The 12,769-nt window shown below is 72.2% G+C and carries 11 protein-coding genes and 2 pseudogenes; 8 read left to right on the top strand and 5 right to left on the bottom strand.

The annotated features are described in order from the left end of the window. On the bottom strand, positions 1 to 1,122 hold a 1,122-nt coding region (gene gcvT / locus FHG89_RS10610; protein WP_139584206.1), incomplete at its 3' end, for a glycine cleavage system aminomethyltransferase GcvT. Between the two features lie 163 nt (positions 1,123 to 1,285). On the opposite strand from gcvT, the gene FHG89_RS10605 reads away from it, so the two are divergent. Continuing rightward, positions 1,286 to 2,860: a leucyl aminopeptidase gene (locus tag FHG89_RS10605; protein WP_139584205.1), complete on the top strand. Its 1,575-nt coding sequence runs from the start codon at positions 1,286 to 1,288 to the stop codon at positions 2,858 to 2,860. Between the two features lie 51 nt (positions 2,861 to 2,911). Here the strand turns inward: FHG89_RS10605 and FHG89_RS10600 are convergent, their stop codons facing one another. Then, positions 2,912 to 3,241: a hypothetical protein gene (locus FHG89_RS10600; RefSeq protein WP_139584204.1), complete on the bottom strand. Its 330-nt coding sequence runs from the start codon at positions 3,239 to 3,241 to the stop codon at positions 2,912 to 2,914. Between the two features lie 177 nt (positions 3,242 to 3,418). On the opposite strand from FHG89_RS10600, the gene lpdA reads away from it, so the two are divergent. Continuing rightward, positions 3,419 to 4,810: a dihydrolipoyl dehydrogenase gene (gene lpdA, locus FHG89_RS10595; RefSeq protein ID WP_139584203.1), complete on the top strand. Its 1,392-nt coding sequence runs from the start codon at positions 3,419 to 3,421 to the stop codon at positions 4,808 to 4,810. Between the two features lie 66 nt (positions 4,811 to 4,876). Then, positions 4,877 to 6,730, top strand: a complete 1,854-nt coding sequence (gene sucB, locus FHG89_RS10590; protein ID WP_139584202.1) for a 2-oxoglutarate dehydrogenase, E2 component, dihydrolipoamide succinyltransferase — start codon at positions 4,877 to 4,879, stop codon at positions 6,728 to 6,730. Between the two features lie 65 nt (positions 6,731 to 6,795). On the opposite strand, the gene FHG89_RS10585 is transcribed toward sucB, so the two are convergent. After that, positions 6,796 to 7,731 (bottom strand): SDR family NAD(P)-dependent oxidoreductase, encoded by a 936-nt coding sequence (locus FHG89_RS10585; protein ID WP_139584201.1) that lies wholly within the window; start codon positions 7,729 to 7,731, stop codon positions 6,796 to 6,798. Between FHG89_RS10585 and FHG89_RS33645 the strand changes: the two are divergent. The 3 genes and pseudogenes from FHG89_RS33645 to FHG89_RS10570 form a co-directional block, all read left to right on the top strand. Beyond that, positions 7,730 to 7,825, top strand: a pseudogene (locus tag FHG89_RS33645) (hypothetical protein); the annotation flags it as partial. The gene FHG89_RS10585 and the pseudogene FHG89_RS33645 overlap by 2 nt on opposite strands. A gap of 242 nt (positions 7,826 to 8,067) precedes the next feature. Further along, complete coding sequence (locus tag FHG89_RS10575) at positions 8,068 to 9,405, top strand: low temperature requirement protein A (protein ID WP_139584200.1); 1,338 nt, start codon at positions 8,068 to 8,070, stop codon at positions 9,403 to 9,405. 61 nt (positions 9,406 to 9,466) lie between these two features. Then, positions 9,467 to 10,000 carry a hemerythrin domain-containing protein gene (locus tag FHG89_RS10570; protein ID WP_139584207.1) on the top strand — a complete coding sequence of 178 codons (534 nt, stop codon included), beginning with the start codon at positions 9,467 to 9,469 and terminating at the stop codon, positions 9,998 to 10,000. Between the two features lie 3 nt (positions 10,001 to 10,003). Here FHG89_RS10570 and FHG89_RS10565 read toward each other — a convergent pair whose 3' ends face one another. Beyond that, a complete protein-coding gene (locus tag FHG89_RS10565; RefSeq protein WP_139584199.1) occupies positions 10,004 to 10,369 on the bottom strand; it encodes a MerR family transcriptional regulator in 366 nt (121 codons plus the stop codon). 56 nt (positions 10,370 to 10,425) lie between these two features. Here FHG89_RS10565 and FHG89_RS10560 point away from each other — a divergent pair, with 56 nt between their 5' ends. Continuing rightward, positions 10,426 to 11,424: an aldo/keto reductase gene (locus tag FHG89_RS10560; protein WP_139584198.1), complete on the top strand. Its 999-nt coding sequence runs from the start codon at positions 10,426 to 10,428 to the stop codon at positions 11,422 to 11,424. Between the two features lie 144 nt (positions 11,425 to 11,568). After that, positions 11,569 to 12,468 (top strand): TIGR01777 family oxidoreductase, encoded by a 900-nt coding sequence (locus FHG89_RS10555; protein WP_139584197.1) that lies wholly within the window; start codon positions 11,569 to 11,571, stop codon positions 12,466 to 12,468. Between the two features lie 87 nt (positions 12,469 to 12,555). Here FHG89_RS10555 and FHG89_RS10550 read toward each other — a convergent pair. Continuing rightward, positions 12,556 to 12,769 (bottom strand): annotated as a pseudogene (locus FHG89_RS10550) (extracellular catalytic domain type 1 short-chain-length polyhydroxyalkanoate depolymerase); the annotation flags it as partial.

The following is a 12,769-nucleotide window of genomic DNA, read 5'->3' as shown; positions in this document are numbered from 1 at the left end:
TGAGGGGGTTACGAAGGGGGGTTTCTGGAGGCGCAGGGGGGCTTGGCGGCCTCGGATGTCGACCTGCACCTCGTCGCCGTCGGTCAGGTTGGCGTCCGTGTTCAGCAGGGCCAGGGCGATGCCCTGCTTCCTCGTCGGGCTGAAGGTGCCGCTGGTCACCACACCGACCTGGGTGTCGCCCACGTGCAGGGTCATTCCCGGGCGCGGGATGGCGCGGTCGACGGCCACCAGGCCGCGCAGCGTACGCCGGGGGCCGGCGGCCTTCTCGGCGAGCAGCGCGTCCCGGCCCCAGAAGGCCGGCTTGTCCCAGCCCACCGCCCAGCCGGAGCGGGCCTGCACCGGGGTGATGTCCAGCGACAGGTCCTGCCCGTGCAGCGGGTAACCCATCTCGGTGCGCAGCGTGTCCCGGGCCGCCAACCCGCAGGCGCGCAGCCCGAACGCCTCGCCGGCGGCGAAGAGCGCGTCCCAGACGGCCACCCCGTGCTCCGCCGGGACGACCAGCTCGTAGCCCAGTTCGCCGGTGTAGCCGGTGCGGCAGACGGTCAGCTCCACCCCGGCCAGGGTCGCCGCCGAGAAGCTCATGTAGCCGTGCTCGGTGGGCAGGCCGAGGGCGGCGAGCAGCTCACCCGAGCGGGGGCCCTGCACGGCCAGCACCGCGTACGCCTCGTGCTCGTCGGTGACGGTGACCGACTCCGGCGCGGCGGCGCGCAGCCGGCGCACCACCTCGGCGGTGTTCGCGGCGTTCGGGATGAGGAAGACGTGGTCGTCGGCGTGCAGGTAGGCGATGATGTCGTCCACCACCCCGCCGGTGGCGTCGTCGCAGCAGAGCGTGTACTGCGCCCGGCCGGGCCCGATCCGGCCCAGGTCGTTGCTGAGACAGGCGTTGACGAAGTCGGCCGCGCCGGGGCCACTCACCCGGGCCTTGCCCAGGTGCGAGACGTCGAAGACCCCCACCGCCGTACGCACCGAGGTGTGCTCCTTGAGCACCCCGCCGCCGGCGTACTCCAGCGGCATCTCCCAGCCCCCGAAGGGGGCGAACTTGGCGCCGGCGGAGGTGTGCCGCTCGTGCAGCGGGGAACGGCGCAGCCGGGTCGCGGCGGCGTCGGAGGTCACGTCGGTCATGGGTGGCAACTTACCGGGGGCAACGTGGCTGGTTAGCATCGGCGGGACCCCTGCCGGCACGATCGGCGGGACAACCCTGACGTCCGGCGGGTAGGTTCCGCCGGAGACCTTCACCGCCGGTACGCGACGCCGCGACCGGCCCGGCCCGCCCGGAGTAGCTTCAGTGACATCGCCCCGCACCACCACCCTGAGCCTGGTCGACACCGACCCCGCGGAGCTCGCCGTCGACGCGATCGTGATCGGCGTGCACAGCCAGACCGGAGAGCAGGGCGCCACCAGCGGCCTCGCCGGCACCCTGCTGCTCGCCAGCGGCGCGGAGAGCATCGCCGCCGCGTTCGACGGCAAGCTGACCGAGACGCTGGCGCTGCTCGGCGCGACCGGTGGCCCCGGCGAGGTGATCAAGCTGGCCACGTTGGGCACGGTCACCGCCCCGCTTGTCGTCGCCGTCGGGCTCGGCCCGGAGCCGTCGGGCGCCGCCCCGGCGCCGGAGACGCTGCGTCGTGCCGCCGGCTCGGCCGTCCGGGCCCTGGCGGGCGCGCCGAAGGTGGCGCTGGCCATGCCGCTGCCCGACGACGCGGACGCCCCGGCCGCGCTGCGCGCGGTCGCCGAGGGCGCCCTGCTGGGCGGGTACCGGTTCGCCGGCTACAAGACCCGGCCGCAGCCGGCCCGGCGCGAGCCGGTGGCCGAGGTGGTCATCGCGGTGCCGGACGCCGCCGACGCGGGCGCCCAGGCGGAGATCACCCGGGCGCAGGCGGTGGCCGGCGCGGTCCGGCTCAGCCGGGACTGGGTGAACACCGCGCCGAACGAGCTGCGTCCGCCGTCGTTCGCCGACGCCGTGGCCGGCGCGGCCCGCGAGGCGGGCCTGGAGGTCGAGGTGCTCGACGAGGCGGCGCTGGCCGCCGGCGGGTACGGCGGCATCATCGCCGTCGGGCAGGGCTCGGAGGCGCCGCCCCGGCTGGTGAAGCTCACCTACACGCCGCAGGGCGGCGGCAACGGCAAGCGGGTCGCGCTGGTCGGCAAGGGCATCACCTTCGACACCGGCGGCATCTCGATCAAGCCGGCGCAGGGCATGTGGGAGATGAAGTCCGACATGGCGGGCGCCGCCGCGGTGGGCGCGGCCATGCTGGCGATCGCGGCGCTCAAGCCGTCGGTGGCGGTCAGCGGGTACCTGCCGATGGCGGAGAACATGCCGTCGGGCACCAGCTACCGGCCGGGTGACGTGATCAGCATGTACAACGGCAAGAAGGTGGAGGTGCTCAACACCGACGCCGAGGGCCGGATGGTCCTGGCCGACGCGATCGCCCGCGCCTGCTCCGACGGCACCGACTACCTGTTCGAGACCTCCACGTTGACCGGCGGTCAGGTGATCGCGCTGGGCAATCGGATGGCCGGCGTGATGGGCACCCCGGAGCTGTGCGAGCGGGTCCGGGTGGTCGGCGACGCCGTCGGCGAGCCGGCGTGGCCGATGCCGCTGCCCGACGACGTCCGCAAGGGCATGGACTCGGACGTGGCGGACATCTCGCAGGTCAACGCCGGGATGGACCGGGCCGGTCACATGCTGCAGGGCGGCGTGTTCCTGCGCGAGTTCGTCACCGACGACGTGGCCTGGGCGCACATCGACATCGCCGGGCCGGGCTACCACTCCGGTGAGCCGGTCGGCTACTGGACCAAGGGTGGCACCGGCGTTCCGGTCCGTACCCTGGTGCAGCTCGTCGAGGACGTCGCCGCCAACGGCTGACGGATTTCCGGGAAGGGCCACCTGCGTTGGCGGGTGGCCCTTCGGCACATCTCAGTACCGCTCGGGGCGGCGCTTGCGGCGCTCGTTGAAGTCGCGCATCCGCTGCGGGTAACCCATCAGTCGGACGTCGTACACGGGGATGCCCATCCGGTACGCGAAGCGCCGGGCGCCGTCGGGGCCGTCGATCCGCCGGCGAGTCCACTCGCCGTCGTCGGCGATCAGGATGACCGTGGTCTCCGTCACGGTCGTCCGCGGCTCGATGAACGCCTCGACGCCGCGGCGACTCCGGATGAAGTTCTCCAGATGGGCCAGATCGCCTCGGTCGGCCGCGCGGTCGTGGCTCGGCACACGCGCCTGCTTGCGGCGCCGGAACAACCCCACCGGACGTCTCCCCCGTCTCGCGTCATCGACAACGGTGCCAAGGGTACGTGTCGATGACGTGTCGTTGGGCACCTCGGTACGCACCCTGTGCCCGGTGGTGACAAGATGACCGAGGTGGGGTGTGTCCGTGTTACCCGTAGTGACCCCCGATGCAGCGACGCGACCTGGGAGTTGGACGTGAGCGAGCCGAACGAAGCGACCTTCGACATCGTCATCCTCGGAGGTGGCAGCGGCGGCTACGCGGCGGCGCTGCGCGCCGCCCAGCTGGACCTGAAGGTCGCGCTGATCGAGAAGGGCAAGCTCGGCGGGACCTGCCTGCACAACGGCTGCATCCCGACCAAGGCGCTGCTGCACGCGGCCGAGGTCGCCGACCAGACCCGCGAGTCCGAGCAGTTCGGTGTGAAGGCCGAGCTGGTCGGCGTCGACATGGCCGGGGTCAACTCGTACAAGGACGGTGTGATCTCCCGCCTGTACAAGGGCCTGCAGGGCCTGGTGGGCGGTTCGAAGAACATCACCTTCGTGGCCGGTGCCGGCAAGCTGGTCGGCAAGAACGTTGTCGAGGTGGACGGCAAGCGCTACACCGGCCGCAACATCGTCCTGGCCTCCGGCTCGTACGCGAAGAGCCTGCCCGGCCTGGAGGTCGACGGTGAGCGGATCATCACGAGCGACCACGCTCTGACCCTGGACCGGGTCCCCTCGTCGGTGATCGTGCTCGGTGGCGGCGTGATCGGCGTCGAGTTCGCAAGCGTGTGGAAGTCCTTCGGCGCCGACGTGACGATCGTCGAGGCGCTGCCCCGGCTGGTCGCCGCCGAGGACGAGGAGTCGTCCAAGGCGCTGGAGCGGGCGTTCCGCAAGCGGAAGATCAACTTCAAGGTCGGCAAGCCGTTCGAGAAGGTCGAGAAGACCGAGAACGGCGTCAAGCTGACCATCTCCGGTGGCGAGACCGTCGAGGCGGAGCTGCTGCTGGTCGCCGTGGGTCGCGGCCCGAACACCGCCAACCTCGGGTACGAGGAGCAGGGCGTCAAGATGGACCGCGGCTACGTGCTGACCGACGAGCGGCTGCGCACCAGCGTGCCGAACGTCTACGCGGTCGGCGACATCGTGCCCGGCCTCCAGCTCGCGCACCGGGGCTTCCAGCAGGGCATCTTCGTCGCCGAGGAGATCGCCGGGCAGACCCCGGCCGTGATCGACGAGGTCGGCATCCCGCGGGTCACCTACTGCGACCCGGAGCTGGCGTCGGTGGGTCTGACCGAGGCGAAGGCCAAGGAGCAGTACGGCGCCGACAAGGTCCAGTCGTACAACTACCCGCTCGGTGGCAACGGCAAGAGCCAGATCCTCAAGACCACCGGCTTCGTGAAGCTGGTCCGCGTGGCCGACGGCCCGGTGGTCGGCGTGCACATGGTCGGCGCCCGGGTGGGTGAGCTGATCGGTGAGGCGCAGCTCATCTACAACTGGGAGGCCTACCCGGCCGAGGTCGCCCAGCTCGTGCACGCCCACCCGACCCAGAACGAGGCCCTGGGCGAGGCGCACCTGGCCCTCGCCGGCAAGCCGCTGCACGCGCACGCCTGATCACCCAAACCGCGGCGTCCGGCGACGGGCGAAGATCCCCCAGGGGAATGAAGGAGTCTGGAGAACATGCCGGTATCGGTCACCATGCCCCGGCTCGGCGAGAGCGTCACCGAGGGCACCGTCACGCGCTGGCTCAAGCAGGAGGGCGACACGGTCGAGGTCGACGAGCCCCTGCTCGAGGTCTCGACCGACAAGGTCGACACCGAGATCCCGTCCCCCGCTGCCGGCGTGCTGAGCCGGATCGTGGTCGGTGAGGACGAGACCGCCGAGGTCGGCAGCGAGCTGGCTGTCATCTCCGGTGAGGGCGAGTCGACCGGCGGTGGCGAGGCCGCCCCGCAGGAGCAGGCCCCGGCCGAGAACGTCGAGCCGGCCGCCGAGCCGACGGCCGCCGCCGAGGGCACCGCCGACGAGGTGGCCCAGGCCGAGGCGCCGGCCGAGGCGCCGGCTCCGGCCGCCGCGCCGTCGGGTGAGGGCACCCCGGTGAAGATGCCGGCCCTGGGTGAGAGCGTCACCGAGGGTACGGTCACCCGCTGGCTCAAGCAGGTCGGCGAGACCATCGAGGTGGACGAGCCGCTGCTGGAGGTCTCCACCGACAAGGTGGACACGGAGATCCCGTCGCCGGTCGCCGGCACCGTGCTGGAGATCAGGGTCGCCGAGGACGAGACCGCCGCGGTCGGCGCCGACCTGGCGATCATCGGCGTCGCCGGTGTGGCCCCCGCTCAGGCCAAGCCCGAGCCGAAGCCCGAGCCGAAGGCGGAGGCCGCGCCGGCGCCGAAGGCCGAGCCGAAGCCGGAGCCGGAGCCGGAGCCGAAGGTCGAGGAGCCCACGCCGGGCATGTCGTACAACGAGCCGGCCGCGGAGGCGGAGACGTCGGCGCAGCCGGCGAAGGCCGAGCGGGCGGCGCAGCCGTCCGGGCCGACCACGGCGCCGCAGCGCCCGTCCGCGCCGGCCCAGGGTGGCGGCGAGGAGGCCGCCGGCTACGTGACTCCGCTGGTGCGCAAGCTGGCCAGCGAGCACGGCGTCGACCTGTCCACGCTCAACGGCACCGGTGTGGGTGGCCGGATCCGCAAGCAGGACGTCCTCGACGCGGCCGAGAAGGCGAAGGCCGCCCAGGCCGCGCCGGCGCCGGCCGCACAGCCGGCCGCCACCGCGCCGGCCGCGACCAAGCCGGCCGCGAAGCCGCAGCCGAGCGGCAAGCGGGGCACCACGGAGAAGCTTCCCCGGATCCGCAAGGCCATCGCCAAGCGGTTGCACGAGTCGCTGCACGAGATGGCGCAGCTCACCACGGTGGTCGAGGTGGACGTCACCCGGGTCGCCAAGCTGCGGGCACAGGCGAAGGACTCCTTCGTGCAGCGGCACGGCGTGAAGCTGTCCTTCCTGCCGTTCTTCGCCCTCGCCGCCGTCGAGGCGCTCCAGGCGTACCCGATCGTCAACGCCCGGATGGACCTTGAAGGTGGAACGATCACCTACCCGGAGGCGGAGCACCTCGGCATCGCGGTGGACACCGAGCGGGGCCTGCTGACGCCGGTCATCCACAACGCCGGCGACCTCAACCTGGGCGGTATCGCCAAGCGGGTCGCGGACCTGGCCGAGCGGACCCGGACCAACAAGGTCAGCCCGGACGAGCTGGCCGGGGCGACCTTCACGCTCACCAACACGGGCAGCCGGGGCGCTCTGTTCGACACTCCTATCGTGCCGTCGCCGCAGTCGGCGATGCTCGGTACGGGTGCCGTGGTGAAGCGTCCGGTCGTGGTGAACGACCCGGAGTTGGGCGAGGTCATCGCGGTCCGGTCGATGGTCTACCTGGCCATGTCCTACGACCACCGCCTGATCGACGGCGCCGACGCGGCGCGCTTCCTGACCGCGGTCAAGGAACGGCTGGAGGCCGGCAACTTCGAGTCGGAGCTGGGCCTGGCCTGATCCCGCGCCACAGCCGAAAAGGGCGCCCCGGTCGTCGACCGGGGCGCCCTTTTCGGCTGTGGGCCTCAGCCCTTGAGCAGGGTCTCGGAGACCTCCCAGAGGCGTTGGGCGGCCTGCGGGTCCAGCGCGTACTCGGCGACTCCCGTGCGCCCGCCGGGCTGGGCCGGGGCGGCCTGCTGGCAGTCCTCGAAGTAGCGCCCGCCGACACCGTCCAGCAGCGGCGACGCGGCGGCCAGCACTGAGGTGGCGGCGCCCTGCTCGACGGTCTTCCAGGCGGCCGCGTTGCCCGCGCGGATCCGGTCCAGTTCCTCGTCGCTGACGTAGCGCTGGAGGTTGGTCCGGATCGCGCCCGGCATCAACGAGTTGGTGAAGATGCCGTCGTCGGCCCAGCGGCGGGTCGCCTCCACGGCGAACAGCACGTTCGCCGTCTTCGACTGCCCGTACGCCTGCCAGGGGTCGTACTCCCGGCGGTCGTACTGGATGTCCTCGAAGACCACCGGGGAGCGCAGGTGGGCGGCGGAGCTGACCGAGACGATGCGGGCCCCGCCGGCCGCGGCGAGCGCCGGGCGCAGCCCGGTGGCGAGCGCGAAGTGCCCGAGGTGGTTGGTGGCGAACTGCATCTCCCAGCCCTGCGGGGTGCGGCTCAGCGGCGCGGCCATGATCCCGGCGTTGTTGACCAGGATGTGCAGCGGGCCGTCCCAGTTGGCCACGAAGTCGGCGACCGAGCCCTGGTCGGCGAGGTCGAGCGGGGCCACCAGGATGCGGTCGTTGCCGGTGGTGGAGGTGATGTCGTCTGCGGCCTTCTGGCCGGCGTCGGGGTTGCGCACGGCCAGGGTGACCTCGGCGCCGGCGCTGGCGAGGGCACGGGCGGTCTCCACGCCGATGCCGGACGATCCGCCGGTGACGACCACCCGTCGCCCGACGAGGTCCACGCCCTGGACCACGTCCGTGGCGGTGGAGTGATGGGCGAACGGGGTGGTGATCGGGTTGCTCGTCGTCATGATCCATCCTTGTTCGGGGAGGGCGGAAGCCGCGGTCCAGGCGTGTTCCCGCCCCGGCCCGGAGGTAACGCTCGACGCCATCGCCCGGCAGGCCGGCGTGGGCATCGGCACCCTCTACCGCCACTTCCCCACCCGCGAGGCCCTGGTCGAGGCGACCTACCGCGACGAGCTGGGCAAGCTCTGCGACGCCCGCACCGGACCTGCTCGACCGGTTGCCACCCGATCAGGCGCTGCGCGCCTGGATGCTCGACCTGCTCATGGACGGCCTGCGGCACCGCCGGACGGACTGAGCCCGTTCCGCCCTCCGGCCAGGCCGGACGCTGCCAGAGTGAGACCGTGGGCGGCTACCGGCGGGGTGGGCAACTGGGCCCGGCCGTCCCGATCGCCCCCGGCGCGCGGGTGGACAAGTTCGAGGTCTTCTTCGACCTGGTGTTCGTCTTCTCGTTCTTCATCATCACCCGGGCCACCGCCGCGAACGTCTCCGGCCGACAGTTGCTGCACGCAGCCCTGGTGCTGGCCGTGCTCTGGTGGTGCTGGGTGGTGCACAGCCTGGTCGCCACCCGGGTACGGCTCGGCGAGGGTTACGTCCCGGTGCTCATGGTGGTGGCGATGGCCGCCCTGTTCGCGTTCGCGCTGGCGCTGCCGCAGGCGTTCAGCGACCCGAAGGGCAGCGCCGCCGGCCCGATGCTGGTGGCCATCAGCTACGTGGTGGTCCGCGGCATCCACTGGGTCCTCTATCAGCATGTCGTGCGGGACAGCCCGCAGGAGCGTCGGCAACTGCGCCGGTTCGCCCCCGAGCTGGCCGCCAGCATCGTCCTGCTGCTCGCCGCCGCGCTGATCCCGCCGCAGATCACCGACCCGGACCAGGCCGCGATGATCCGGGACGGCCTGTGGATCGCGGTGGTGGTGGTCCAGTTCGCCACCGGCTTCATCGTCGGCACCTGGGGCTGGGGGGTGACCAGCGCCGAGCACTGGACCGAACGCTACGACCTCATCCTGATCATCGCGCTGGGCGAGTCAGTCATCTCCACGGGCGTGGGCGGCAACCTGCTCGGCAAGCCGGCGACCTGGCCGGCGGTGGCGGCCGCCACGCTCAGCATCGTGGTCACCGCCGCCCTCTGGTGGGCGCACTTCGACTTCGTCGGCCCGGCCGCCCGGATCGCCCTGCACGCGGCGGAGGGCGCCCCCCGGGTGGCGATGGCCCGCGACGCGTACGCGTACCTCTACCTGCCGTTGATCGCCGGGATCATCCTCTTCTCCATCGGCAACGAGGAGATCCTGCACAAGATCACCGACCCGGCCGGTGGAATCGCCGAGAAGGTCGAGGGGCCGGCCGTACCGATGCTCTTCGGCGGGCTGATCTGCTACTACGCCGTCAACATCCTGTTCCAGCTCCGTACCCTGCACACCCTCTCCTGGACCCGGGTGGGCGTCATCGTGGTGTTGACCGCGGCCCTGCCGATCGGCCAACACCTGCCCGCGCTGGGGGCGCTCATCCTGGCGACGGTGATCTGCGTCGCGCTGGTGGCGGTGGAGGTGCTGGTGATGTCGAAGTCCCGGCACGCGCTGCGCGCCGCTGTCTTCCAGGAGCGGACCAGCCACGAGGCGCACGAGGCCGCGTGGCGGGCCCGCTGGCACGGCCTCCGGGAGCCGGACGAGCCCACCACGCCGTGACCCGTCGGGGTAGGCTCCGGCACAGCGTCGCGGTGCACCTGGCACGAAGGCCGCCGTGGGCATGGAGGCGCGGGGACAGCATCGGACGAACGTGCACCCGAAGAGTTCACCAGCCGACCGGCTCGCCGCCGTCGGCAACCAGATGATCGAAATCCACCTCTGGCTCGGCGCGGAGCTGGCCCGCCTGCGGGAGAGCCTCGACGACCCCGACGGCGCCGGCCGGTCGCGGGATCTGCGCGCACACTGCCTGAGCTTCTGCGCCGCGCTCGGCCGGCACCACACCGGCGAGGACGACGGCGCGTTCCGCCTGTTGGCCGACCAGGTCCCCGAGCTGCGCCCGGTCATCGCGAACCTGATCACCGACCACGAGGTGGTGGCGGGGATCCTGCACCGGGTCGAGGCGCTGCTGGGCACCGACACGTCCATGCCGGCGGCCCAGGTACGCGCCGAGCTGGACGGGTTGGCCGCGCTGCTGGAGTCCCACTTCCGGTACGAGGAGAAGCGGCTCGTGACCGCCCTGAACGCCCTCAGCGGCCAACCCGGGACGGCAGAGGAACTGCTCGGCCTGACCGCGCCGCCCCGGCCCGCCGACTGACGGTCACCGGCCCGGCAGGCGCTCGTAGAAGCGGATCTTCTCCCGCAGGTGGTCGTACTGGCGCTGGAGCAGCCGCATCTGCTCCTCCACCTGCTCGGCATGCCGTCGCAGCAGCTCCCGGCGCTCGTCCACGGTGTGCTCGCCCTCGCGGGCCAGCTGCGCGTAGCGGCGCATCTGGGCGATCGGCATCCCGGTGTCCCGCAGGCAGCGGAACAGCACCAGCCATCCGAGGTCGTCGTCGGTGAAGACCCGCTGCCCGCCCGCCGTGCGCTCCACGTCGGCGAGCAGGCCGATCTTCTCGTAGTACCGCAGGGTGTCCAGACTGAAGCCGCTGCGCCGAGCGGCCTCCGCGGGGGCGTAACCGGTCATGTCCGCCGATGGTAGCCCTTGACCTGGAGCGCACTCCAGGTTGGAGGCTGGGTCGCATGACCATGACACGGACGCTGGGACGCAGCGGCATCGAGGTGAGCGCGATCGGGATGGGCTGCTGGGCGATCGGTGGCCCTCTCTGGGGTGACGACGGGCAGCCGTTCGGCTGGGGCGAGGTGGACGACGACGAGTCGATCCGCACCATCCACCGGGCCCTCGATCTCGGGGTGACCCTGTTCGACACCGCCAGCAACTACGGCGCCGGGCACAGCGAACGGATCCTCGGCCGGGCACTGGCCGGCCGCCGCGACAGCGCGGTGATCGCCACCAAGTTCGGCAACGTCAGCGACGAGGCGACCCGACGGGCGCTGGGCACCGACGCCAGCTGCGCCTTCGCGGTCCGCAGCCTGGAGGACTCCCTGCGCCGCCTCGGCACCGACCACGTCGACCTGTACCAGTTGCACATCAACGACCTGCCGGTGCCCGCCGCGCTCGAGCTGGTCGGCACCCTGGAGGACCTGGTCGACCAGGGCAAGATCCGGGCGTACGGCTGGAGCACCGACAACCCGGCCTCGGCCGAGGCGTTCGCGGCGGCCGGGGCGCGCTGCGTCGCCATCCAGCACGACGAGTCGGTGCTCAGCGACAACGCGACGGTGCTGGCCGTCTGCGACAGGCACGACCTGGCCAGCCTCAACCGGGGGCCGCTGGCGATGGGGCTGCTCACCGGCTCGACCCGGGCGCTCGGCGCGGACGACGTCCGTGGGCGCGCACCCGAGTGGCTGCACTGGTTCACCGACGGCCGGCCGACGCCCCGCTGGGCGGCCCGCGTCGAGCAGGTACGCGCGGCGCTCACGGCCGACGGGCGGACCCTCGCGCAGGGCGCGCTCGGCTGGCTGCTGGCCCGCAGCCCTCGTACGGTGCCGATCCCCGGCCTGCGCACGGTGGCCCAGGCCGAGGAGAACCTCGCGACGCTGGCGCTCGGCCCGCTGAGCCCTGACGCGTACGCCGAGGTGGAACGCCTCCTCACCGACCTACGCCCCGTCGCGGGGGTCTGACCCCCACCCCCACCTCGCCGATCTTGCACTTGCTGTCCCGGCGGAACGGACCTTGCCGGGCAGAACGACGACCCAAAGTGCAAGATCGGCGAGGAGTGGGGCCGGGGCGCGTCCGAAGGTGACGTTTTCGACGAAGATAAGGGCATGCGGATCCTTCTGGCCGGCGCGTCCGGCTTTCTCGGCACCCAGCTGGGCGACCGGCTCGCCGCCGACGGGCACGAGGTCACCCGGTTGGTGCGCCGGCCGGCTCGCGACCCGCGGGAGCGGCAGTGGGACCCGGCGGCCGGCCATCTCGACCCGGCTGCGGTCGCCGGGGCGGACGCGGTGGTCAACCTGGCCGGAGCCGGCGTCGGCGACAAGCGCTGGAACGACGACTACCGGCGGTTGATCCGCACCAGCCGGGTGGACAGCAGCAGCACTCTCGCGACGACCATCGCCGGGCTGCCGACCGCCGACCGTCCCCGAGCCCTGCTCAACTCGTCGGCCGTCGGCTGGTACGGCAACACGGGCGACCGGGTCGTCGAGGAGGACGCGCCCGCCGGCGAGGGTTTCCTGGCCGACGTCTGCCGGGTGTGGGAGGCCGCGACCCGACCGGCCGAGGACGCCGGCGTACGCGTCGTGCGACTGCGCACCGGCCTGCCCCTGCACCGCGACGGCGGGCTGCTCAAGCCGCAGTTGCTGCCGTTCAAAATGGGCATCGCCGGCCGGCTGGGCAGTGGCCGGCAGTGGCTGCCGTGGATCTCGATGGCCGACTGGCTGGACGCGGTCCTCTTCCTGCTGGCCCACGACGAGATCGCCGGTCCGGTCAACGTGGTGGGGCCGCATCCGGTGACCAACGCCGAGTTCACCCGGGAACTGGCCCGCCAGCTGCACCGACCGGCGATCATCCCGATTCCCGCCCTGGCCCTGAAGGTGGCGCTGGGCGGCTTCGCCCACGAGGCCCTGACCAGCACGAGAGTCCACCCCGCCGTCCTGACAAAGGCCAACTACCCCTACCACCACCGATCCCTCCCGCAAGCCCTCCACGCAGCCCTGACCGCCTGACCCACACCCAGTCGATCAAGAGGTTTGCGTCATCCGGGGGCGGATTCTGACGCAAACCTCTTGATCACCGGGGGGTGCGGGTGGGGGTCAGCAGCCGATCACCCAGTAGTTGGGGCCGGTCTGCTTCAGGGCGCTGGTGTAGAAGGTGTTGTAGAGACCCATCCGCTGGTTGGAGCCGTTCGCGTAGGCGTAGCCACCCGACTGGTACGCCCGGCCCGCGGCGACGTGCGCGTAGTTGCTCGCCGTCACGCAGGTCGCCGGCGTGCTCGGGGTGGGGGTCGGCGTGGGCGTGGGCGTGGCC

This window comes from Micromonospora orduensis (assembly GCF_006228125.1).
Lineage (GTDB): Bacteria > Actinomycetota > Actinomycetes > Mycobacteriales > Micromonosporaceae > Micromonospora > Micromonospora orduensis.
Note: the sequence above shows the minus strand (reverse complement) of the source record. Positions and strands in the feature narration are given on the sequence as shown.

What these genes read in the sequence shown, in the direction of transcription:
- FHG89_RS10560 (WP_139584198.1), top strand. Translation starts at nt 10,426, where the DNA reads ATGACCATGACACGGACGCTGGGACGCAGCGGCATCGAGGTGAGCGCG.
- FHG89_RS10565 (WP_139584199.1), bottom strand. Translation starts at nt 10,369, where the DNA reads ATGACCGGTTACGCCCCCGCGGAGGCCGCTCGGCGCAGCGGCTTCAGT.
- FHG89_RS10585 (WP_139584201.1), bottom strand. Translation starts at nt 7,731, where the DNA reads ATGACGACGAGCAACCCGATCACCACCCCGTTCGCCCATCACTCCACC.
- sucB (WP_139584202.1), top strand. Translation starts at nt 4,877, where the DNA reads ATGCCGGTATCGGTCACCATGCCCCGGCTCGGCGAGAGCGTCACCGAG.
- FHG89_RS10555 (WP_139584197.1), top strand. Translation starts at nt 11,569, where the DNA reads ATGCGGATCCTTCTGGCCGGCGCGTCCGGCTTTCTCGGCACCCAGCTG.
- FHG89_RS10570 (WP_139584207.1), top strand. Translation starts at nt 9,467, where the DNA reads ATGGAGGCGCGGGGACAGCATCGGACGAACGTGCACCCGAAGAGTTCA.